We start from the raw sequence: 20,384 nt of genomic DNA on the forward strand, positions 1-20,384 counted from the left end.
CAACCACCGACACAGCTCTGAACCGCGCAAACGCGCCGATTCAGACGTTGAAGCGGAACTCCACCACGTCACCGTCCGCCATGACGTAGTCCTTGCCCTCCATGCGGACCTTGCCGGCCTCCTTGGCCTTCTGCATGGAGCCGAGCGCCACGAGATCCGCGAACGACACGACCTCGGCCTTGATGAAGCCGCGCTGGAAGTCGGTGTGGATGACGCCGGCGGCCTCGGGGGCGGTGGCGCCCTTGGGGATCGTCCAGGCGCGGGACTCCTTGGGGCCGGCGGTGAGGTAGGTCTGCAGCCCGAGGGTGTCGAACCCGACCCGAGCGAGGACGTCGAGCCCGGGCTCGTCGACCCCCATCTCGGCCAGCATCTCGCGCGCCTCGTCGTCGTCGCCGAGCTCCACCAGCTCGGCCTCGAACTTCGCGTCTAGGAAGATCGCCTCGGCTGGGGCGATGATGGCGCGCATCTGGTCCTTGAGCGCCTCGTCAGCCAGCTCGTCGGCGTCGCAGTTGAACACGTAGATGAACGGCTTGGCCGTCAGCAGCGACAGCTCGCGGATCAGGGACCGGTCGATCGTGGTGGCGATGATCGGCGTACCCGCCTCCAACGCGGCCAGGGCCTCGCGCGCGGCCTCCAGGTTGGCCACGACGCTCTTGTTGCCGCGCGCCTCCTTCTCCAGGCGCGGGATCGCCTTCTCCACGGTCTGCAGGTCGGCCAGGATCAGCTCGGTCTGGATCGTGGTGATGTCGCTGGCCGGGTTGACCTCGCCGTCGACGTGGGTGACGTCCTCGTCTCGGAAGACGCGGGTCACCTGGCAGATCGCGGAGGACTCCCGGATGTGGGACAGGAACTTGTTGCCCAGTCCCTCACCCTGTGAGGCGCCGGCCACGATGCCGGCGATGTCCACGAACTCGACCGTTGCCGGCAGGATCCGAGCCGATCCGAACACCTCGGCGAGCCGAGGCAGCCGGTCATCGGGCACACCCACCACCCCGACGTTGGGCTCGATGGTCGCGAACGGATAGTTCGCCGCCAGGACGTCGTTCTTGGTGAGGGCATTGAAGAGCGTCGACTTGCCCGCGTTGGGGAGTCCGACGATGCCGATGGTGAGTGCCACGGGGCGCGAGTCTACGGCCGCACCGCACCACCCTCCGAATCACCGACAGGCACACGACAGATCGGTGACAGCCCCGCTGCGCAGAGTCATGGCCATGCACACCCATGACCACATCCACCTGCGCCTGCTCCAACCTGGTGAGAGCCATCTCGTCCAGGACGTCTTCGACCAGATGTCGGCACAGTCCCGGTTCTTGCGCTACCACGCCGTCACCCCACGCCTCACCGCTGCGGCACTGCGCCACCTCTCGGCGGTCGAGCCGGGACGACACACCGTCGTCGTGGCGGTACGGCGCATGCGGGACACCGCAGCGGGCTGCGCGGGGGTGCGCGAACGTGGCGTCGGACTGGCCCGGTGGATCCGGTTGCACAACGAGACCGCCACCGCTGAGCTCGCCGTCGACGTCAGTGACTCCTACCAAGGGGGAGGGTTGGGGAAGGCGCTGGTCGCCGCTGCCGCGGCCAGCGCCACCACCTCCGGGATCACCCACTTCCTGGCCACGGTGCATCCCGAGAACCGCCTGGTCCAGAGTGCGCTCAGGCGCCTCGGTGCCCGTCCCCGCCCCGGTCGGCCAGCCGACCTCTACCTCCCGGTGACAGCCCTGGCCGACCGAAACGAGCGCGCGCCGGCCCCGGAGATCGTGGTTCCATGGCCTCGTGCAGTACGCCGTACTGGGCCCGCTGCGGGCGCTCCGCGACGGCCGTGACGTGACCCCACGCGGGCAGCGCGGGCGCGATGTCCTGGCGCTGCTCATCCTGCGCCGGGGCCAGTCGGTGGACCCGCAGGTGCTGCTCGACCAGGTCTGGCAGTCCGAAGCCACGGGTCTCGACGCCACTGTCGTGCACACCGTGGTGGCCCGGCTGCGCCATCGACTCGGCGCGGATACCATCGAGACCACGAGCACCGGCTACCGGTTGGCTGAGGCACCGATCGACCAGGTCGCCTTCGAGGACCACCTGACCCGCGCCCGCGGCGCACCCACCACGCAGAGCACCGCCGAGCTGCGCTCCGCCCTCGCGCTCTGGCGCGCCGACCCGGCGTACTCCGACGTGAGCCAGAACCTCACGGCCACCGAACAGCCTCGGCTGGCCGAGCTGCGCCACAGCGCCCAGGAGGCGCTGATCGACGACCTCCTCGCCAGCGGCGACGCCGCTGCCATGCAGGAGGCCCTCACGCTCGCCGAGGACCTGATCCTTCGTGACCCGTTGCGCGAGCGCGCACACGAGCTGGTGATGCTTGCGGCGTACCGCTGTGGCCGCCAAGCCCACGCTCTCGCCGCCTACGACCGACTGCGTGCGACGCTGCGTGACGAGCTCGGCGTGGACCCCAACCCGTCCACGCAGCGACTGCACGCCCGGATCCTGGCCCACGACACTGATCTCGAGGGAGCGCCGGCACCGGGAACGACCGCCGATCCCCCACCCGGTGCCCCAGCGGCACCCACCACGGCCCTGATCGGTCGAGAGCTTGAGCTCAGCACGCTGGATACCCTCGGGTCTCGTCGGATCGTCACGATCATCGGTCCTGGCGGGGTCGGCAAGAGCACGCTGCTGGCCGAGCACTACTGGCGGTCTCGTGAGTCGGGCCCCGTGGGCTATCTCGACCTCGCCAACGTCGGCGAGGTCACCGAGGACGAGGTCGCCGAGGCCGTCGCGATGGCGCTCGGCGTCACGGTGAGTGCCCGCGAGCCGCTCGACTCCCTGATCACCTCGCTGACCGAGCGTCGGCTCACCCTGTTCCTCGACGAGGCCGAGTGGGCCGGGGCCGCCCTGGCGCCGGTCGTGAGCCGGCTGGTCCGCGCCTGCCCCCGCCTCTGCGTGGTCGTCTCGTCTCGGCGGGCGCTGGAGATCGTCGGCGAGAGCCGACTGGTGCTCGACCCCCTGCCCTGTCCCGCGCCCGAGGACGACGTCGAGGCCACCCGAGCCGCGCCCGCCGTACGCCTGCTCCTCGAACGCCTCGCCGACCGGGACTCCGCCGCGCATTCCGATGCCGAGGTCCTTGCGCTCGGCGAGGTCGCGCGGCGGGTCGACGGTTTGCCGCTGGCCCTCGAACTGGTGGCGGGGTACGCCGGCTCGCGCACCGTCAGCGAGCTCGTCGGCCTGCTGGACACCCCGCTCGACCTGACCACCTCAGAACTCGACCGGCCGGCACGGCACCGGAGCCTGCGTGACACGGTGCTGTGGAGCGCGGAGCGTCTCGTCGAGGACGAGCGCACCACCCTGCGTCGTCTCGGTATCTTCGTGGGTGAGTTCGACCTGAGCGCTGCTGCCGCGGTCGTGGGTCCCCTGGACGGCGCGGGCTCGGGCAACGTGGCGGCGATCTGTCGTTCACTGGCACGCGAGGCGCTCATCCAGGTTCGCCGTACGCCGGACGGCGACCTGACCTGGCGACTGCTGCGCACGGTGCGCGACCTGGCTCTCGAGGGCCTCTCCGCCGGCCCCGACCTGGCCGCGACCCGCGCCCGGCACCGCGAGTGGCACGCGAGCCGGTGGCGGGGCGCGCTGCGCAACGACCGGCTCCTCACCGATCTGCGACGCCACCACGACGACTACCTGGCCGCACTGAAGGACGCGCTGGACACCCGCGACGCCCACACCACCGGTGATCTCGTCCTGACGCTCGGGCGGTGGTGGTTGTTCACCGACAGCATCGGCCCCGGTCTGCGCTGGACCGAGCGGTGCCTGGCCAGCGGGCTGCTCAACGAACGGCAACGCGCGCACCTCATGGTCATGCGGGCCAACCTGTTGATCCACCAGGACCCGGACGCCTCTCGGGCCGCCGCGGCCGAGGCGGTGCCTGTCCTGGAGCGCCACGCCGATCACTCCTGGCTGGTCGGCGCGCACCTCATCCAGGCCCTCGAGCGCCACTCCAGCGGTGACCTCGAGGCGGCTCACGACCAGTCCTGCCGCTCCGTGGCGGCGGCACGCCATTCCACCGACGAACGGCTCGCCGACGCGCTCGGCGTGCTGGCCCTGATCGAGGCCGCCCGTGGAGACGTCGCGGCGACCCGGGCCTCGGTCGATGAGGCCTGGTCGCTGGCTCGGGGCTCGGGCTCTCGGGCAGCCATGGCCTCGGTGGCCAACAACGTGTGCCTGGCCCTGGTCGAGATCGGTCAGGCAGACGAGGCCATGCAGGTGCTCACCAGCGTCGAGGACCGCTTGGAGGGCTTCGACATGCCGCTGTTCCTGCGCCACACCTCCGGCTGGCTCCTGTTGGTGACCGGGGACCCCGCCCGTGCCCTGGCGCGGTTCGGCGAGGTCGTGGAGCAGAGCCCGGAGGCCGTGGCGGACCGTCGGGCCGCCGAGTCCTACATCGGGATCGGGTCTGCGCTTGCCGAGCTGGGCCGGGGCGACGAGGCGTCGGCGATCCTCAGCGGAGCCCAGGACCTGACCGCACGGCTGGGGCTGGTGCTGCCCCGGTGGATGACCGACCGGATCACTCAGGACGGCGGCCGCGCGGCCACGGTGGCCTCCACCGAGGAGTTGGGTGCCCGCCTTGCCGGACTGGTGCGATCGGTCGGCTGGTCCGAGCGCAGCAGCAGCAGCAGCTCCTCGTAGGGCCCGACGAGGTACGCCGCGTCTCCCGCGGCGAACCGGGTCTCGCGCCGTGGTGGGTGCTGACGTGTCCCGTCGGAGCGCACCAGTGAAACGACCCGGATCCGGGCGGAGAGCTCCCGCATGGGCAGGCCGTCGAGCCGTCCCCCACCGCGGACGGGGAGCCGGGCCACGAGCAGTGGCTCGTCACCGACGTAGAAGGTGTCGAGGACCTCGATGCCCAGCGCGGCACCGACGAACCAGGGAGCCGCCAACGCCGCGGGCGAGCGGACGTAGCGGAAGTCGAAGCTGGCCTCGACGGTGTTGGCAAGCCGTCGGTCGAAGAGGCGCAGCACGACAGGGACATCGGCCCATCGGGCACCCAACAGGTCGCGGACCGCCAGGCCGGACTCGATGTTGGCCAGGTCATCACTGGTCAGGACCGCCACTGCTCGTGCCCGCTCGAGTTGGACCGTCCCCAGGGTCTCGGGGAGGGTCGCGTCGGCCACCAGGACCTGGACCCCCTGTTCGCGGAGCTGGGCCAGGTAGCGGTTGTCCTCATCCGCCTCGACCGCAATCACCTGGATCCCACGGGCTCGCAGTTGGCTGACGACCACCACCCCGATCGATCCGGCGCCGATCACGACCACGTGGTCGCTGAGACCAGTGATCCGGCGCAGCCCCAGGGTGGCCTCGATCCGCCGGCTGATCAGCACGTTGGTGAGCAGCGCGAAGAACACGGTGGCCAAGGTGGCACCGACCAGCATCAGGCAGATGGCCCAGACCCGCAGCCACAGCGGCTGGTCGCGGAAGTAGAAGTCCCCGTAGCCGACCGTCCCGATCGTCTCCACCGTGAAGTAGAGCGCGTCCACGACGGACATGCGGCGCCCGCTCGGCTCCTCGTAGCCGAGCATCAGCATCGACACCGAGGCCGTGGCCAGGACTGCGAGGGCGAACAGCACGAGCTTGATCCGGCGGTCGATACTGCGCACGAGGTAGCCCACGAGTGCAGCGCGGCGCGGAGCGGAGGCACGAGGGGCACGAGCGCCCACGAAGGCAGGCGCCGCTGGCTTCGGCCGCGGGCCGGCCACCCCAGCTGCTCGGACGTCGGCAGGGGTGCCGAGGACCACCACGGTGTCGCCAGAGCGGACCCGGTGGTCGCGCCCGGGAGTCATCTCCACCCTCGCTCCCCCAGCGGGTACGACGGCGATGGGTGCGAGATCGCCGTACAGGTCCCGCAGCGAGCCCTCCTGGGGAGCCGTGCTCTCGGTGACCACGAAGTCCTCGCCACCGAGGTGCAGGGTCCGCACCCCGGTCCGCACACAACCCTCCACGATCGAGGGTGCCGCGAGGCGGGCTACGTCGAGCACGGCCACGCCGATGTCCTGCAGAGCTCGCCCGACGGCGGGGTTCCGCAACTGCACCACCACCCGCGTTTGCGGGCTCAGCTCCCGGGCCAGGAGGGCAACGGCCAACGTCGTCAGGTCGTCACTCTCCACGCAGATCAGCGCGGCCGCTCCACCTAACCCGACCGCGGCCAGGGTCTCGGGGATCCGGGCATCAGCGGCGAGGTGAGGCACGCCCAGCGCATCCAGGGCGCCGACCAGCCGTACGTCGGGGGCGTGGTCCACGACCACGACCGCGACTCCCGCGAGGTCGAGCTGCTCGACGACCCGCAGTCCCTCGTCGTGCAGCCCGCACACGACCACATGGCCCGTCCACGACGACAGGTCAGGCGGCACGTTGGTCGGGTCCGGCACGTGCCCAGAGTGCCGCGGCGGCGTGACGAGGATGTTGCGGACCGGTTAACGGTCTCGACGGATCAGCGCACCAGGCGTGCCACCGCTCCTGCGGGACCGCTGGCCCAGCAGGCTCCGCTGCGGGTGCACTGGACAGCATCGAAGTCGAGGTCGCTGAAGGTGCGCCACGAGCGTCCACCGTTGTAGGTGACGTCGGTGCCGGTGGGACCGACCGCCACGGCCCCGCGGCGCGTGCCCGGCAGCCAGGCCACGCCGGAACGGTAGCCACCCAGATCACCGCCGTTGTGCCACCTGTGCCCGGCGCTGCGGGTGAAGGCGGACATGTCGACGCCGTTGTCGGGGACCAGGAAGTCACCGCCCACGGCGATGCCCTGGCGAGGGTTGCGCAGCGCCAGCGAGAAGACTCCCCCCGCGTCGGAGGCCGGGATGGTCGAGTCGGCCACCGACCAGGTCCGGCCGCGGTTGGTGGTGTGGAAGATCCGGGCCGCCGCGCCACCCGAGGCCAGGAACGCATCTCGATGGCCGGCGGTGACCAGACAGGTGCCGCTGGCCGCGAAGCCGAACTCCCCTGGCACCGCGTCCGGCATGCCGGACGGGTCGACGACCTGCCAGGTGGCACCACTGTCGTGGGTCGCGATGATCCGGAACTTCCCGTCGACGGGGTCGCTCATCGCGAGCCCGTGACGACCACCGGGCCACATGGCCATGCAGTCGTAGAAGGCGGCAGGGTCGTCGTTCACGAAGGTCAGCTGCCAGGTCCGCCCGCCATTGCGGGTGCGGTAGATCCGGCTCGCGTCGTTCTCGCCGATGGCCAGCACCTGGACGTGCCGCCGGTCGGTGGCCTCGACGTCGCGGAACAGCAGCCCGGTTGTGTCGGGCGGGCTGACGTCCTGCCAGGTCCGGCCACCGTTGCTGGTCTTCCAGACCCCGCCATCACTGCCACCGACCCAGGCGTGTCGTGCGTCCAGGGCATCGAGGCCGCGGAACTGCTGGTCGGTGGCGACGTCGACCCGGTGCCAGGACAGTGCGTGGTGCCCGGTCGCTGCGGGCCCGCTCGCGGGCTGCGGTGTGGCGGTCGCGGTGCCGGTGGCGACCGCGGCAGGAAGCCCGAACAGGGGCAGGGCGAGGGCGGCGAGAAGGAAGCGCATAGGCGCCACCATGGCCGAGCCCGCCCTACCGTGTCCAGAGCTCCCGCCCGATCCGTGGGGGGCGGATCAGGCGGGAGCTGGTCGTGGGGCTGGATCAGCTGTGACCGGGGCCGTCGTCGTTGCCACCGTGGCGGCCACCGTCGTCGTTGCCACTGTCGTCGTTGCCACCGTGGCGGCCACCGTCGTCGTCGCCGTGATCGCCGCCGTGGTCGTCGCCAGGCTCGGCGTGGTTGCCGCCGTGGCGACCGTGGTCGTCGCCAGGCTCGGCGTGGTTGCCGCCGTGGCGACCGTGGTCGTCGCCAGGCTCGGCGTGGTTGCCGCCGTGGCGACCGTGGTCGTCGCCCGGCTCAGCGTGGTTGCCACCGTTGTCGTCGCCCGGCTCCGCGTGGTTGCCACCATGACGACCACCGTGACGACCACCGTGACGGCCGTTGTCGTCGCCGGCCTCGTGGTGGCGAGCGTGGTGCCGGGCGCCGTGGCGACCATGGTCATCGCCGGGCTCGGCGTGATGGCTCGGCGAGGGGGTGCTCGAGGGAGACGCCGAGGTGCTGCTCGGGGAGCTCGGCGTACCGCTGGAGTCGTCACCGCCGGAAGCGAAGGCGGCGCCGAGGCCACCAATGGGGAGCAGGACAAGAGCAGCGCTGGCGCCGAGGATCGCGATCTTCTTCATGGGATGACCTCTTCATGCTGTAGGAGTTGACTACTCCTTTGTCTCGCATTCGAGGTCACGGTCACCATGGTCCCTTGGTCGTAGGACCGGGGCGGCGTGGGTCAGGCGCCGACGGCTCGGCGTTCGCTGCTGCGGACCTTGGCAGCCGTCGACGCGGTCAACCAGAGGCTGACGGCGGTGTAGTAGACGGGGTAGCCCAGCGAGACCACGACCAGCCAGCTCGGCGGGTCGGGCAGCTGGGCGGTGATGAGCGCGAAGGCGCCGAGCCACAGCACCGAGAGGGTCATGTTCAACCCCCACAGGGTGACCGTGCGAGAGGGGTAGAGGTATTTCACCGGCACGAAGACGAGCACCGTGAAGACCAGCAGGATCACTGCGGTGGGCGTCGGGCCGAAGCCGACCACGACGACGTAGAAGGCCACGATGTTCCAGTAGCTCGGGAAGCCGAGGAAGAAGTGATCATCGGTCTTGGCGTCCGAGCGACAGAACTGGTAGCAGGAGGCCATGAGCGGTAGAGCCGCGCACACCCCTCCGAAGAACCCGTCCGGCAGGAAGCCGTTGGCCCAGAGCAGGACCATGGGCGCGAAGGCATAGGTGATGTAGTCGATCACGTTGTCGAGCAGTGCACCGTCGAAGCTCGGCATGACCTCCTTCACCCGGAAGTACCGCGCCAGGAAGCCGTCGGTGCCGTCGACGACCATGGCGGCCAGGAAGAGCCAGAGCACTGCCTCGACGTTGCCGGCGTAGGAGTAGTGCACCATCAGCAGCGCCAGCACGGAACCGATCGCGGTGTAGGTGTGCACCAGCCCAGCAGCGAGGCGCGCACCGGGCGGATAGGTCTCCATTTGAGCCACGATAGGGCCGAACGCCCCTGCGATGGCAAAACCCGCCGATCCTGGGCCGTTAGGCTCGAGCCGTGCGCATCGCCACGTGGAACGTCAACTCCATCCGCTCTCGCATCGACCGCGTCGAGGCATTGCTCCAACGGCACGACATCGATGTGCTCGCGCTGCAGGAGACGAAGGCCCGTGAGGACCAGTTGCCCCTGATGGGCCTGCAGTCGCTGGGATACGACGTCGCCGCCGCCGGAGTCAGCCAGTGGAACGGGGTGGCGCTGATCAGTCGCCTGCCCATGGTGGACGTGCAGGTCGGCTTCGAGGCGATGCCGTTGTTCGGTGAGCCGGCCGTTGCCGAAGCCCGGGCGCTGGGTGCGGTGTGTGGCGGCGTGCGGGTCTGGTCCCTCTATGTCCCCAACGGTCGCAAGGTCGACGACCCGCACTACGTCTACAAGTTGGAGTGGCTGGAACGGCTGCGGGCCGCTGCCGCGGACTGGCTGGAGGAGGACACCGCGCTGGTGGGTGACTGGAACATCGCCCCGCGCGACGAGGACGTGTTCGACATGGCCCAGTTCGCGACCTCGACGCACGTGACACCGCGCGAGCGCGCCGCCTTCCAGCACTTCCTCGACGACGGGTACGTCGACGTGGTCCGGCCGCACACGCCGGGCCCGGACGTCTACACCTACTGGGACTACTACCGTCAACGGTTCGAACGCAACCGCGGACTGCGCATCGACTTCGTGCTGGGCTCCCCGTCCCTGGCAGCCCGCGTGACGCATGCGTTCATCGACACCGAGGAGCGGGCAGGCAAGGGTGCCTCCGACCACGCCCCGGTGATCGTCGACCTCGACTAGCAGCCCCCGGGCGGCTCAAGCGACGTCATGGCAGCCGGTGGGCTCGGGGGCTCGCGGGCGGTGACGGTGGCGTCGGGTCCCGCGTCCGGGGTGGCGCTGTGTGACATCGGTGGTGCCCGTGTGGTCGCGGAGCAGCCGGTAGCCCTGGGGTGTCGTCCAGAGAAAGGCGCCCGGCTCGATGCAGGTGTAGGTCCATCGGGTGAGGGTCTTGAGCCGATGGTGTCGTCGGCACAGAGGGGCGAGATTGCAGTCGCAGGTGGCGCCGCCGGCCCCGTGCGGGATCACGTGGTCGCAGTCGGAGGAGCGGGCGGGGCGGGTGCACCACGGGAACATGCAGTGGTGGTGGAACAGCTCCAGCCTGGTCTTGAGCCGGTCGGGAACCTCGTATTGATCGACGTGGACGTGGTCGTTGAGGTCGATGACGGGCTGGACGCGCACGAAGGTGTCGGTGCGAGCACACCACTCACGGACCTGGGCCTCCAGCACGGGCCGGGTGCCTCCCTGGGCCGCCTGGCAGCGACCGACGGGGTCGTTGCCCAGCAGCGCTGCGTCTGTGAGATGGACGACCAGCGTCATCTCGCGGCGTGGGCGAGCGGGTCGGGCTGTCTCGCGCACCTGGGTGAGCAGGTCGAGGGCCGTCCGCGGGTCGGCCAGCACGCCGACGGCCATCGCGCGGCGTACATCCAGGGACTCGGTGACGTCCTGGGCCGCCAGAGCAGGGATCAGCGCAGCGGCGATCTCGGACAGGGTGTCGTCGAAGTCCTTGAGGTCCTTCCACTCCGCGCGCAGAGTCATCTCAGCGATGCCGGTGTGATTGATCGACGCCTCGTGCAACCGGGCATAGCGCGCGTCCAGAGCCTCTAGCTGGGCCAGCTCGTGCTCCTCGGGATCGAGCCGGATGAGTGCCTCATCGATGAGCCGGTCCACGGTCAGCATGCCGATGCGGTGGGCGATCGCGGAGAGGCTGGCGTCAACGCCCGTGGCGACGTCGTCGGGGTGGTGCAGGGTGCGCTCAGCGATCCGGCGCGCCCGCCAGACCTGGACCTCACCAGCCAGCAGCCGGGCCCACAGTCGGGGCAGGCGGTGACGCAGCTCCAACGCGTGGTGGATCAACCGGGTCCCCGCCCCGGTCGACATCCCGAGGGCGGCGGCGAACTCCGCGGGGGCATCCCAGTCGAGGTCTGGGACAAGGAGATCTCCCAGCGCCCCTGCGCTGTTGGGGGGTGTGGGATGACTGTCGGCCCACTCCGCTGCCCCGACCAACACCTCGACCTCCGCGGCGTCGGCTGCCCGCCGGGCCGCCCGCACCCGCGCCAGCACGGTCGAAGGCTGGGTGGGTGCGCTGATCGCGGCGGACGTCATGCCCTGATGTTAGTTCGAACGCCTGTTCGATGCCATGGACAAATCGGACCTGTGCACAACTCCGTCCGCCTATCCCGGCAGCACGATGTCGACCGAGACCTCGACCGCGGGGACCGTCCCCCTGTTCTCCAGCCAGTGCAGGGTGTTCCGGTCCTCCGGCCAGCCCACGCCCGGCCCGTAGTCCGTGGCGATCCCGTCCCGATGGTCGGTGATGGTGCCCGCAAGCACGTAGACGATCCCGGGTCGCCCCTTGTGGTCGTGGACCGGGCCGAAGACGCCACCCGGCTCGATGGTCACCCGCCGCATCCGCAGCTGCCGCCCCTCGAGGCCCGGGAGCTCGGGGCCGAGGTCGACCGCGGACAGGAACTCCACCGTGACCCCCTTCGTCTGCGGTGCCGCCTGTTCGCTGCTCATCGTGCTCTCCTCTCCAAGGGCCCACGAAGGCCCGACCTCAACCGACGTGGGCCCGTTCCAGCCCATCCAGGACCAGGTCCAACCCGAACGGGAACTCGTCTGCGTAGCTGTAGCCCGGCTTGAGCACATGCTCGGTGGCGATCTCCACCAGATGGGGGAAGGCGCCCAGCGGCATCTGCTCCAGGATCCCGGTCGCGACGTCGTCGAGCTCGGCTGAGGTGTCGAACGGCAGACTGACCTCCTGCAGCACGAAGCCGTGCACATAGCTGTCCAGGAGCGAGATCGCATGGGCCGCCATCGCGACGGTGAAGCCCGACGTACGCAGGCATCCGAGAACCGCGTCGTGGTGACGCAGCGTGGCCAGCCCCGGCGTCGTACGCGAGTCCATCAGGCTGATCGCCCACGGGTGGGCCAGCAGGACCCGGCGTGCCGACTGGGCTCGGTCCCACATGGCCGGGCGCCAGGCTGCGGTGATGGCCGGGAGCTCGATCTCGCTGAACACGAAGTCGACCATCGCGTCGAGGATGTCCTCCTTGTTGGCGACGTGGTGGTAGAGCGACATCGCCTCCACCCCGAGCTCGGTTGCGAGCTTGCGCATCGTCAGCGACGCGAGCCCACCTCCGTCGGCCAAGCCGACGGCCACCGCCACCGCCCGCTCGCGGCTCAACGGCGCCCGTGCACCCGTCGTTCGTCCCGGCATCCACCACTCCTGTCGTTCTTGACAACCTTACAGCGTATGGCTAGTGTTCGCGTCAACCTTACAGCGTAAGAACCGAGCAGGAGTCCAGCATGCAGTCCATCGTCCAGGACCAGTACGGCGAAGCCGACGTGTTGCGTCTCGAGCAGAGCGAGACTCCGGAGATCGCTCCTGGCGAGGTGCTCGTGAGGGTCCGTGCCGCCGGCGTCGACCGGGGTGTGTGGCATCTCATGGCCGGCCAGCCCTACGCCGTTCGCCTGGCCACGGGACTGCGCGCTCCACGCAACCGGATCCGCGGTCTCGAGTTGGCCGGGGTGGTGGAGTCCGTCGGGGCAGACGTCACCCGCTTCGGCCCGGGTGACGAGGTCTACGGCATCGGCAGGAGCACCTTCGCGGAGTTCGCGGCGGCCCGTGAGGACAAGCTCGCCCGCAAGCCGGCGAACCTCAGCTTCGAACAGGCCGCGGCGGTGCCCGTGTCCGGTCCGACCGCCCTCCAGGGGCTGCGGGATGTCGGGCGCATCGCTGCCGGTCAGCAGGTCCTCGTGATCGGCGCCTCAGGCGGCGTCGGCTCCTTTGCCGTCCAGCTCGCCAAGGCCTTCGGTGCCGAGGTCACGGGGGTCTCCAGCACCGCCAAGCTCGACCTGGTGCGCGAGCTCGGAGCCGATCATGTCCTCGACTACCAGAGCGACGACGTCACCAGCCACCCGGAGCGCTACGACCTCATCCTCGACACCGGTGGCAACACGCCGCTGCCTGCCCTGCGTCGGATCCTGACCCCGAGCGGCACGCTCGTCATCGTCGGTGGCGAGGGTGGCGGCCGGTGGACCGGTCTGGGGCGGCAGTTGCGGGCCGTGGTGCTCTCCCCGTTCATCCGGCAGCGCCTGGCGATGTTCGTCGCCAAGGAGCACCACTCCAGCCTCGAGGACCTGACCACCCTGATCGAGGCAGGCAGGCTGACCCCGGCCGTCGATCGGACCTACCAGCTCAGTGAGGCTGCGGACGCCGTACGCCGCCTCGTCGACGGCCAGGCCCGGGGCAAGGTGGTGATCACGGTCAGCTCGAGCTGACCGGCTCGTGCAGGCCGCCGATCACGGTCACCGCGAGCGTGGTCACGTTCCGGTCGATGAGGCGATAACCTGTCGTGCCGGAACGAGGAGATCCACCATGAGCGAGACCACCGGGCAGACCTGGTCGCAGCGCAACGCCTGGCTGTCGCGCCTGCTGATCATGGCCGTGTGCTTCGTCGGGGCCTGGTTCATCATCCGGCTCGTCGGTCGGATCAACTGGTCTGCGGTCGGCCAGGCACTGGGCCAGCTCGCCTGGTGGCAACTGCTGGTCCTGGTCGGCATGCTGTTCGTGCGCCAGCTCCTCAACGCCCTCCCCCTGGCCTTCTTCATCCGGGGTCTCGGCGTCTACCGGGCGGTGGTCAACGACCTCGCCTCGCACCTGCTAGCCGTGGCGGTGCCGCCTCCCGGCGACATGGTGATGCGCGTCGGCATGTTCACCTCCTGGGGCATCGAGGCGTCGCGAGCCATCGCCGGGTCGCTGATGAACATGCTCGCGTTCTACATCACCCGCTTCTCGGTGCCCATCCTCGGCTTCCTGCTCATCCTGCCTGTCCGCTTCGACGGCGGGTACGCCGTGACGGCGGCGCTCGGCGCCGCGGTGGCCGGCACGATCGTGGCGCTGATCGTCCTGGGCCTGCGCTCAGAGGAGTTCGCCCGCCGGACCGGGCTGTATGCCGGCCGGCTGGCCCGAAAGATCAAGAAGAACGTCGACCCGGACGCCTGGGCCGCCTCCATCGTGCAGTTCCGCCTCGACATGCAGGACACCTTCGCCGCCGGCTTCCCACGCAGCGCGGTCGGGCTGGTCTGCCTGGTGCTCTCCGACGCGACCATCCTGCTGCTCTCGCTGCGGTTCGTGGGGGTGAGCGCCGGCGAGGTGCCCGCCATCGAGATCTACGCGGCGTTCCTCTGTGTCTACCCGTTGACCATGTTCCCGTTCATGGGCCTGGGCATCGCCGATGCCGTCCTCCTGGCGACGATCGTCGAGGTCGGTGGGGACCAGCTCGAGCCCAGTGCCGTCGCGGCTCTGGTGGTCTGGCGCTCCTTCACCCTGATCGGACCGGTGCTTCTCGGGGCCGGGTCACTGGCGGTGTGGCGGCGCAGCGTGAAGAAGCAGACCGGTGCCAGTCCCGCCCTCCCGACGGGTCGTGCCTGACCCGGACTGTCGGTGGCCTGCGTCATGCTCGACGCATGGAGATCGTGTCGTTGTTCCTGGCCCTGGTGCTGGGAGTCGCCCTGGGCGCCGTCGTGGGCCTGCTGTGGTCACGAGCCCGGGCGGCGGAGGACGGGATCGGGCCGGCCGTCGAGACCGCCGAGGTGCTGCAGAGCCTCGACCGCATCAGTGACCAGATGCGCGAGCTCGACCACCAGCGTTCGAGCTGGCAGGGCGAGCTCAACCAGCAGGTCCAGGACATGCGGGCCTCCACCGAGACGTTGCGCCGAGAGACCGTGACCCTGTCCACGGCACTGCGCCGCCCGCAGGTGCGGGGCCGGTGGGGCGAGCTCCATCTCAAGCGGGCCGTGGAGCTGGCCGGGCTGGTCGAGCGCTGTGACTTCGAGGAGCAGGTCCAGCTCGACGACGGCGCCCTCCGCCCCGACATGGTGGTGCGTCTCAGCGGCGGCAAGTGCCTGGTGATCGACTCGAAGGTCCCGCTCGACGCCTTCCTGGATGCCACCGGCAGCGATGACGACGAGACCCGCGCGCTGCACCTGGTGCGCCATGCCCGCCAGTTCCGCACCCACATCGACCAGTTGGGCGCCAAGCGCTACTGGCGCTCTCTGCCGCAGAGCCCCGAGTTCGTGGTGCTGTTCGTGCCCGGCGAGTCGTTCCTGTCCGCGGCCCTCGAGGCCGACGCCGCCCTGATCGAGTACGCCGCGCAGCGCCGCGTCGTGCTGGCGACGCCGACCACCCTCATCGCCCTGCTCAAGACGGTCGCCCACGGCTGGCAGCACGAGACCCTGGCCGCTCAGGCCCAGGAGATCCACGACCTGGGTCGCGAGCTGCACGAGCGGCTCGTGCGGATGAGCTCGCACGTCGACGCCCTGGGCCGTTCGCTCAACGCGGCCGTGGGTCACTACAACCAGGCCGTGGGGTCCCTGGAGAGCCGGGTGCTGGTCAGTGCCCGCAGGTTCAGCGAGCTCGGGGTCACCGGCGACGACCTCCCCGCGCCCCGCCAGCTCGACGTCGCGGCACGCGCCGTCGGCACTGCCCCCGACAGCCCTGTCGACCTCGATGCGGCGCGCCGTGCCCACGGAGCGTGACGAAATGCCTACGGTGGGCTCGTGAGCCACGCGCGCACCCTGTGGGAAGAAGGCAGCGAGCCGGGACGACAGGTCATCGTCCTCGGCCTTGCCTGCACGCTCACTGCCGTGGTGATCGATCTGGCCCTGGGTGACCACCTGAGCCTCTTCTTCGACCTGTGCTTCGTCGCCCTGTGCCTGGGCCTTGCCCTGGCCGTGCGGCCCAGTGACTTCTTCACCGTCGGCGTGCTGCCTCCACTTCTCATGGTGGCCGTCTTCGCCCTGCTCGGGGTGGTCTCCCCCGGTTCGGTCGCCCAGCAGGGCGACAGCCTGGTCCAGGCGGTGATCACCGGCCTCGCGACGCACGCCGGAGCCCTGATCATCGGCTATGCGCTGTGCCTGGCCACGCTCGCGACCCGTCAGCGGTTCCTGTCCCGCTCGACGCTCACGAGCTGAGGCTCACACCTCGAAGCGACTCGGGTCACCGGCGCCGTACCGAAGGATCTCCGGCACACCCTCGGACCAGTCCACGACGGTGGTCGGCTGGGCGGGGGTCTCCCCCGCCTCGATCACGATGTCGACCACGTGATCGAGCTCCTCCTTGATCTCCCAGCCTGACGTCCGGGGCTCAGTCTCACCCGGCAGGATCAGGGTCGAGCTCAGCAGCGGCTCCCCCAGCGTCTCGAGGATCGCGCACGCGACGACATGGTCCGGGATGCGGACCCCGACGGTCTTCTTCTTGGCATGCATGAGTCGGCGGGGCACCTCGCGGGTGGCCGGCAGGATGAATGTGTAGGGCCCGGGGGTCGCGGACTTGATCGCCCGGAACGAGGCGTTGTCCACGTGCACGAACTGCCCCAGCTGGGAGAAGTCCTTGCAGACCAGCGTGAAGTGGTGGTGTTCGTCGAGATCGCGGATCCGCAGGATCCGGTCACGGCCGTCCCGGTTTCCCAGCTGGCAGCCCAGTGCGTAGCCGGAGTCCGTGGGGTAGGCGATCAGGGCATCGTCGCGCAGTGCAGCCACGACCTGGTCGACGACTCGTTGCTGAGGGTTCTCCGGGTGCAGATCGAGGTAGCGGGCCATCAGCTGTCACGCGCGGCACTCTGGGCCGCCTTGAGGTCGCGGCGCAACTCCGGCGGCAGGGCGAAGATGAGGGACTCCTCGGCGGAGTGCACCGCCTTCGCATCGGGGAAGCCGCGCTCGGCAAGGAACTGCAGCACCCCGTCGACGAGCGCCTCGGGCACAGAGGCGCCGGAGGTCACCGAGACCGTCGACACCCCCTCGAGCCAGGCCTCGTCGATCTCGGAGGCGTCATCGACGCGGTAGGAGGCCGCGGCACCCGCCTCCAGCGCCACCTCGACCAGCCGCACCGAGTTGGAGGAGTTGCCCGACCCCACCACGATCACCAGGTCGGCTCCGGGGGCGATCTCCTTGACCGCGAGCTGCCGGTTCTGGGTCGCGTAGCAGATGTCATCGCTGGGCGGGTCGAGCAGGAGCGGGAACCGGGCGCGGATGGCCTCGACGGTCGCCATCGTCTCGTCGACCGAGAGCGTGGTCTGCGACAACCACGCCACCCTGGCCGGGTCGCGCACCACGATGCCGGCGACGTCGTCGGGACTCTGCACGAGCTGGATGTGCTCGGGGGCCTCACCTGCGGTGCCCTCGACCTCCTCGTGGCCCTCGTGCCCGATGAGGAGGATGTCGTAGTCGTCGGCGGCGAAGCGCTTGGCCTCGTGGTGCACCTTGGTGACCAACGGGCAGGTCGCATCGATGGTCTTGAGCTCGCGCTCCTCGGCCTGCCGGTGCACCTCCGGCGACACCCCGTGGGCCGAGAACACGACGGTCTCGCCGGTCGGCACCTCCTCGATCTCCTCGACGAAGATCGCGCCGCGGCTCTCCAGATCGGCCACCACGTGCTTGTTGTGGACGATCTGCTTGCGCACGTAGACGGGGGCGCCGTACAGGTCCAGAGCCTTCTCCACCGTGATCACGGCCCGGTCCACCCCCGCGCAGTAGCCGCGAGGGGCCGCGAGCAGGACCGCCTTGGCCTCATCGGGCGACAGGATGGAGGGGGTGCCGAGCTGGGTGGTCATAGTCCCCAGTCTAGTGACTCCTCGGGCGCAGGCCCGCTTCCTTGTCGGCCACCTCCTCTAGGCTCGCCTGCATGCCCACGCTGCGCGACGCCACCCTCGAGGCACCCGCTCCCGTGCGGGCCGTGGCCAACGCCATCTCGCAGTACGTCGACCGGCTCGGCGCGGTGTGGGTCGAGGGCCAGATCGCCCAGGTCAACCGTCGCCAAGGCATGAACACCGTCTTCATGACCCTGCGCGACACCGTCGCCGACATCTCGATCCCGGTCACCTGCTCGCGCACCCTGTTCGACTCCCTCAACCCTCCGGTCGTGGAGGGGGCCAGCGTCGTGGTCAATGCGAAGCCGTCGTACTACGCCAACCGCGGCACCCTGTCGCTCTACGCCCGCGACATCCGGATGGTCGGGCTCGGCGAGCTGCTGGCGCGCCTGGAGAGGCGGCGTCAACTGCTGGCGGCTGAGGGGTTGTTCGACCCCGCCCTCAAGCGGGACCTGCCGTTCCTGCCCACGCGGGTCGGCCTCATCACGGCGCCCAACTCCGCCGCAGAGCGAGACGTCCTGGACAACGCCGCACGGCGGTGGCCGGCGGTCCGCTTCGTGGTCGCCCACGCCGCCATGCAGGGGCCGCGCTCGGCCGCCGAGGTGATCGACGCCCTGGCCCGCCTCGACAAGGCTGTCGAGGTCGACGTCATCGTGATCGCCCGGGGAGGCGGGTCCGTGGAGGACCTGCTGCCGTTCTCCGACGAGGCCCTGCTGCGCGCCGTGCATGCCGCGCGCACCCCGGTCGTCTCGGCGATCGGCCACGAGCCCGACGCCCCGCTGCTGGACCTGGTGGCCGACTGGCGGGCCTCGACCCCGACCGACGCCGCCAAGCGGGTGGTGCCGGACATGGCCGAGGAGACCGCCGGGGTGGCGGCGATGGTGGCGCGCAGCCGCGCGGCCATCCACCAGCGGATCGCCCGCGAGCAGCATTCGCTCGACGCCATCCGCTCCCGGCCGTCGATGGCTGACCCGCGCACCCTGCTCGATGAGCGTTCCGTGGAGGTCGGTCTGCTGGTCGACCGCGCCCGGCGCACCCTGTCGCACCACCTCGACCGGGCCGCCGACGACATAGGTCACCACTTGGCCCGTGCGCGAGCCCTGTCCCCGCTGGCCACCCTGCAACGGGGCTACTCCGTGCTGCAGGACGCCGACGGGCAGGTCATCACAAGTGCAGCCGGGGTCGGGTCGGGCCAGGCCCTGTCCGTCCGGGTCCTGGACGGCCGGATCCATGCCACCAGCACGACGAGCGAACTGATCGATGTCCCAGACGAAAGCCGAGAAGAGCATGGCTGAGAAGCAGACCGCACCCCCCAGCTACGAAGCCGCGCGCGACGAGCTGATCGAGGTGGTGCGCAGTCTCGAGCAGGGCGGCACGACGCTCGAGGAGTCGCTGGCCCTGTGGGAGCGCGGCGAGCAGCTCGCCCGGATCTGCCAGGACTGGCTGGACGGTGCGCGCAAACGTCTCGATGCCGCCATCGAGCCCGACGGCTGAGGACCGCTCACTGCAGGGGCGTTGTGACCAGCGAGGCAGCGAGAGCCTCGATCTCATCCGGGTCGGCGCTGCCGTAGACCAGCACCGTCTCCTCGCGCAGCTCCGCGACGAGCGCGAAGTCACCACCGTCGTCGGAGAACGAGCGCCAGGTCGTGGCCACCGCGCCGTCGACCTGCACCGCCTCGCCCTCCTCGGCGTTGGGGTCGACATAGTCACTCACGAGCTGGTCCACGGAGGCGTCCTCCTGACGCACGCCCGCGAACTCGTCCGAAGCCGTCAGGGCACCCATGTCCCAGCTGAGGTCGCGGCCGGTCCCGTAGTTCGCGCTCGTCGCCGTCCAGCCCTTCGGCAGGCTCGGGGGATACACGATCGTCCTGCCGGCCTCCTGCAGGTAGCTGACGCTGGCCAGGTAGTCGACCGCCTCGGGCCGGACGTCGACGTCGTTGCGGTTGAGCGCCCGCCAGGCGACGAACGCGGCGATGGCCACCAGGGTCACGACGAGGGCACCGACCATGCCGGACATCGACCGCTGGTAGCGCCCTGACTGTTCACTCACGCCCACCATCCTCGCAACCGGTGCCACATCGACAGCGCCAGGGTGTGCCAACTTCCGCATTCGCGGGTCATCGAGTGCGATCACGCCGCACATGCGGCACACTGGAGGCGTGAACTCCTACCGAGTTGCCGAAGCAGCAGAGCTGCTCGGCGTGAGCGATGACACCGTACGGCGCTGGGTCGAGGCAGGTCGCCTGCCAGCAGAGCACGAGGGCAACCTGACCGTCATCGACGGCGTCGCCCTCGCCTCGCTGGCGGAGTCGCTGGCCGATCATCCCGATCGCGAGCGCACGCGTGCGGCCGCCGTCAGTGCACGCAACCGGCTCGCCGGGATCGTGGTCCGGGTCAAGAAGGACACCGTGATGGCCCAGGTCGAGCTGATCTGCGGACCGTTCCGGATGGTGTCGCTGATGAGCAGTGACGCCGCCGACGAGCTCGGTCTGGTTCCCGGTGCTCGCGCGTTCGCCTCGGTCAAGTCCACCAACGTCGTCGTCGAGAGGCCGTGAG

General features: G+C 70.1%; 21 protein-coding genes. 10 read left to right on the forward strand and 11 right to left on the reverse strand.

The features are described 5' to 3' along the window. Positions 1 to 40: 40 nt before the first annotated feature. Entirely contained in the window at positions 41 to 1,117 is a 1,077-nt protein-coding gene (ychF, locus tag AB7I40_RS01980) for a redox-regulated ATPase YchF (protein ID WP_428346605.1), read from the reverse strand. A 94-nt stretch (positions 1,118 to 1,211) separates the two neighbouring features. Between ychF and AB7I40_RS01985 the strand changes: the two genes are divergently transcribed. Then, a complete protein-coding gene (locus tag AB7I40_RS01985; protein WP_428346604.1) occupies positions 1,212 to 1,823 on the forward strand; it encodes a GNAT family N-acetyltransferase in 612 nt (203 codons plus the stop codon). Beyond that, positions 1,774 to 4,674 (forward strand): BTAD domain-containing putative transcriptional regulator, encoded by a 2,901-nt coding sequence (locus AB7I40_RS01990; RefSeq protein ID WP_428346603.1) that lies wholly within the window; start codon positions 1,774 to 1,776, stop codon positions 4,672 to 4,674. Before AB7I40_RS01985 ends, AB7I40_RS01990 begins: the two co-directional genes overlap by 50 nt. Here the strand turns inward: AB7I40_RS01990 and AB7I40_RS01995 are convergent. The 4 genes from AB7I40_RS01995 to AB7I40_RS02010 form a co-directional block, all read right to left on the reverse strand. Next, positions 4,557 to 6,410: an NAD-binding protein gene (locus tag AB7I40_RS01995; RefSeq protein ID WP_428346602.1), complete on the reverse strand. Its 1,854-nt coding sequence runs from the start codon at positions 6,408 to 6,410 to the stop codon at positions 4,557 to 4,559. The genes AB7I40_RS01990 and AB7I40_RS01995 overlap by 118 nt on opposite strands. A gap of 62 nt (positions 6,411 to 6,472) precedes the next feature. After that, a complete protein-coding gene (locus tag AB7I40_RS02000; protein ID WP_428346601.1) occupies positions 6,473 to 7,558 on the reverse strand; it encodes an oxidoreductase in 1,086 nt (361 codons plus the stop codon). A gap of 94 nt (positions 7,559 to 7,652) precedes the next feature. Next, complete coding sequence (locus AB7I40_RS02005) at positions 7,653 to 8,228, reverse strand: hypothetical protein (protein ID WP_428346600.1); 576 nt, start codon at positions 8,226 to 8,228, stop codon at positions 7,653 to 7,655. Positions 8,229 to 8,329: 101 nt separating this feature from the next. Next, entirely contained in the window at positions 8,330 to 9,073 is a 744-nt protein-coding gene (locus tag AB7I40_RS02010; RefSeq protein ID WP_428346599.1) for a CDP-alcohol phosphatidyltransferase family protein, read from the reverse strand. Between the two features lie 71 nt (positions 9,074 to 9,144). Here AB7I40_RS02010 and AB7I40_RS02015 point away from each other — a divergent pair, with 71 nt between their 5' ends. After that, positions 9,145 to 9,921 (forward strand): exodeoxyribonuclease III, encoded by a 777-nt coding sequence (locus AB7I40_RS02015; protein ID WP_428346598.1) that lies wholly within the window; start codon positions 9,145 to 9,147, stop codon positions 9,919 to 9,921. 15 nt (positions 9,922 to 9,936) lie between these two features. Here the strand turns inward: AB7I40_RS02015 and AB7I40_RS02020 are convergent, their stop codons facing one another. The 3 genes from AB7I40_RS02020 to AB7I40_RS02030 form a co-directional block, all read right to left on the reverse strand. Further along, positions 9,937 to 11,283 carry a DUF222 domain-containing protein gene (locus AB7I40_RS02020; protein ID WP_428346597.1) on the reverse strand — a complete coding sequence of 449 codons (1,347 nt, stop codon included), beginning with the start codon at positions 11,281 to 11,283 and terminating at the stop codon, positions 9,937 to 9,939. A gap of 69 nt (positions 11,284 to 11,352) precedes the next feature. Next, on the reverse strand, positions 11,353 to 11,697 hold the full coding sequence (locus AB7I40_RS02025; protein WP_428346596.1) for a cupin domain-containing protein: 345 nt from the start codon (positions 11,695 to 11,697) through the stop codon (positions 11,353 to 11,355). Between the two features lie 37 nt (positions 11,698 to 11,734). After that, entirely contained in the window at positions 11,735 to 12,397 is a 663-nt protein-coding gene (locus tag AB7I40_RS02030) for a TetR/AcrR family transcriptional regulator (protein ID WP_428346595.1), read from the reverse strand. An 89-nt stretch (positions 12,398 to 12,486) separates the two neighbouring features. On the opposite strand from AB7I40_RS02030, the gene AB7I40_RS02035 reads away from it, so the two are divergent. From AB7I40_RS02035 to AB7I40_RS02050, 4 genes are all read left to right on the forward strand, one after another. Beyond that, the gene (locus tag AB7I40_RS02035) at positions 12,487 to 13,461 is read left to right on the forward strand and encodes an NAD(P)-dependent alcohol dehydrogenase (protein WP_428346594.1); all 975 of its coding nucleotides are present in this window, start codon (positions 12,487 to 12,489) and stop codon (positions 13,459 to 13,461) included. A 97-nt stretch (positions 13,462 to 13,558) separates the two neighbouring features. Beyond that, positions 13,559 to 14,614 carry a lysylphosphatidylglycerol synthase domain-containing protein gene (locus tag AB7I40_RS02040; protein WP_428346593.1) on the forward strand — a complete coding sequence of 352 codons (1,056 nt, stop codon included), beginning with the start codon at positions 13,559 to 13,561 and terminating at the stop codon, positions 14,612 to 14,614. Between the two features lie 35 nt (positions 14,615 to 14,649). Beyond that, entirely contained in the window at positions 14,650 to 15,720 is a 1,071-nt protein-coding gene (locus AB7I40_RS02045; protein WP_428346592.1) for a DNA recombination protein RmuC, read from the forward strand. Positions 15,721 to 15,741: 21 nt separating this feature from the next. Then, on the forward strand, positions 15,742 to 16,155 hold the full coding sequence (locus AB7I40_RS02050; RefSeq protein WP_428346591.1) for a DUF6542 domain-containing protein: 414 nt from the start codon (positions 15,742 to 15,744) through the stop codon (positions 16,153 to 16,155). 3 nt (positions 16,156 to 16,158) lie between these two features. Here the strand turns inward: AB7I40_RS02050 and AB7I40_RS02055 are convergent, their stop codons facing one another. Together AB7I40_RS02055 and AB7I40_RS02060 are read right to left on the reverse strand one after the other, a co-directional pair. Beyond that, complete coding sequence (locus AB7I40_RS02055) at positions 16,159 to 16,782, reverse strand: L-threonylcarbamoyladenylate synthase (RefSeq protein WP_428346590.1); 624 nt, start codon at positions 16,780 to 16,782, stop codon at positions 16,159 to 16,161. Next, positions 16,782 to 17,792: a 4-hydroxy-3-methylbut-2-enyl diphosphate reductase gene (locus AB7I40_RS02060; protein WP_428346589.1), complete on the reverse strand. Its 1,011-nt coding sequence runs from the start codon at positions 17,790 to 17,792 to the stop codon at positions 16,782 to 16,784. Before AB7I40_RS02060 ends, AB7I40_RS02055 begins: the two co-directional genes overlap by 1 nt. 71 nt (positions 17,793 to 17,863) lie before the next feature. Here AB7I40_RS02060 and xseA point away from each other — a divergent pair, with 71 nt between their 5' ends. Both xseA and AB7I40_RS02070 read left to right on the forward strand, forming a co-directional pair. Further along, positions 17,864 to 19,123 carry an exodeoxyribonuclease VII large subunit gene (gene xseA, locus AB7I40_RS02065; protein ID WP_428346588.1) on the forward strand — a complete coding sequence of 420 codons (1,260 nt, stop codon included), beginning with the start codon at positions 17,864 to 17,866 and terminating at the stop codon, positions 19,121 to 19,123. Beyond that, a complete protein-coding gene (locus AB7I40_RS02070; protein ID WP_428346587.1) occupies positions 19,116 to 19,322 on the forward strand; it encodes an exodeoxyribonuclease VII small subunit in 207 nt (68 codons plus the stop codon). The genes xseA and AB7I40_RS02070 overlap by 8 nt, the downstream gene beginning before the upstream one ends. 7 nt (positions 19,323 to 19,329) lie before the next feature. On the opposite strand, the gene AB7I40_RS02075 is transcribed toward AB7I40_RS02070, so the two are convergent. Beyond that, positions 19,330 to 19,878: a DUF4245 domain-containing protein gene (locus AB7I40_RS02075; RefSeq protein ID WP_428346586.1), complete on the reverse strand. Its 549-nt coding sequence runs from the start codon at positions 19,876 to 19,878 to the stop codon at positions 19,330 to 19,332. A gap of 109 nt (positions 19,879 to 19,987) precedes the next feature. Between AB7I40_RS02075 and AB7I40_RS02080 the strand changes: the two genes are divergently transcribed. Next, the gene (locus AB7I40_RS02080; RefSeq protein WP_428346585.1) at positions 19,988 to 20,383 is read left to right on the forward strand and encodes a TOBE domain-containing protein; all 396 of its coding nucleotides are present in this window, start codon (positions 19,988 to 19,990) and stop codon (positions 20,381 to 20,383) included. Position 20,384 lies beyond the last annotated feature (1 nt).

Origin of the sequence: Nocardioides sp., assembly GCF_050246775.1 — a bacterium.
In the GTDB taxonomy this organism is placed as follows: domain Bacteria; phylum Actinomycetota; class Actinomycetes; order Propionibacteriales; family Nocardioidaceae; genus Nocardioides.

Bases quoted from the DNA above. Each gene is read 5' to 3' on its own strand.
- AB7I40_RS01985 (WP_428346604.1), top strand. From the start codon at position 1,212: ATGCACACCCATGACCACATCCACCTGCGCCTGCTCCAACCTGGTGAG.
- AB7I40_RS02000 (WP_428346601.1), bottom strand. From the start codon at position 7,558: ATGCGCTTCCTTCTCGCCGCCCTCGCCCTGCCCCTGTTCGGGCTTCCT.
- AB7I40_RS02005 (WP_428346600.1), bottom strand. From the start codon at position 8,228: ATGAAGAAGATCGCGATCCTCGGCGCCAGCGCTGCTCTTGTCCTGCTC.
- AB7I40_RS02010 (WP_428346599.1), bottom strand. From the start codon at position 9,073: ATGGAGACCTATCCGCCCGGTGCGCGCCTCGCTGCTGGGCTGGTGCAC.
- AB7I40_RS02020 (WP_428346597.1), bottom strand. From the start codon at position 11,283: ATGACGTCCGCCGCGATCAGCGCACCCACCCAGCCTTCGACCGTGCTG.
- AB7I40_RS02025 (WP_428346596.1), bottom strand. From the start codon at position 11,697: ATGAGCAGCGAACAGGCGGCACCGCAGACGAAGGGGGTCACGGTGGAG.
- AB7I40_RS02030 (WP_428346595.1), bottom strand. From the start codon at position 12,397: ATGCCGGGACGAACGACGGGTGCACGGGCGCCGTTGAGCCGCGAGCGG.
- AB7I40_RS02035 (WP_428346594.1), top strand. From the start codon at position 12,487: ATGCAGTCCATCGTCCAGGACCAGTACGGCGAAGCCGACGTGTTGCGT.
- AB7I40_RS02040 (WP_428346593.1), top strand. From the start codon at position 13,559: ATGAGCGAGACCACCGGGCAGACCTGGTCGCAGCGCAACGCCTGGCTG.
- AB7I40_RS02045 (WP_428346592.1), top strand. From the start codon at position 14,650: ATGGAGATCGTGTCGTTGTTCCTGGCCCTGGTGCTGGGAGTCGCCCTG.
- AB7I40_RS02055 (WP_428346590.1), bottom strand. From the start codon at position 16,782: ATGGCCCGCTACCTCGATCTGCACCCGGAGAACCCTCAGCAACGAGTC.
- AB7I40_RS02060 (WP_428346589.1), bottom strand. From the start codon at position 17,792: ATGACCACCCAGCTCGGCACCCCCTCCATCCTGTCGCCCGATGAGGCC.
- xseA (WP_428346588.1), top strand. From the start codon at position 17,864: ATGCCCACGCTGCGCGACGCCACCCTCGAGGCACCCGCTCCCGTGCGG.
- AB7I40_RS02070 (WP_428346587.1), top strand. From the start codon at position 19,116: ATGGCTGAGAAGCAGACCGCACCCCCCAGCTACGAAGCCGCGCGCGAC.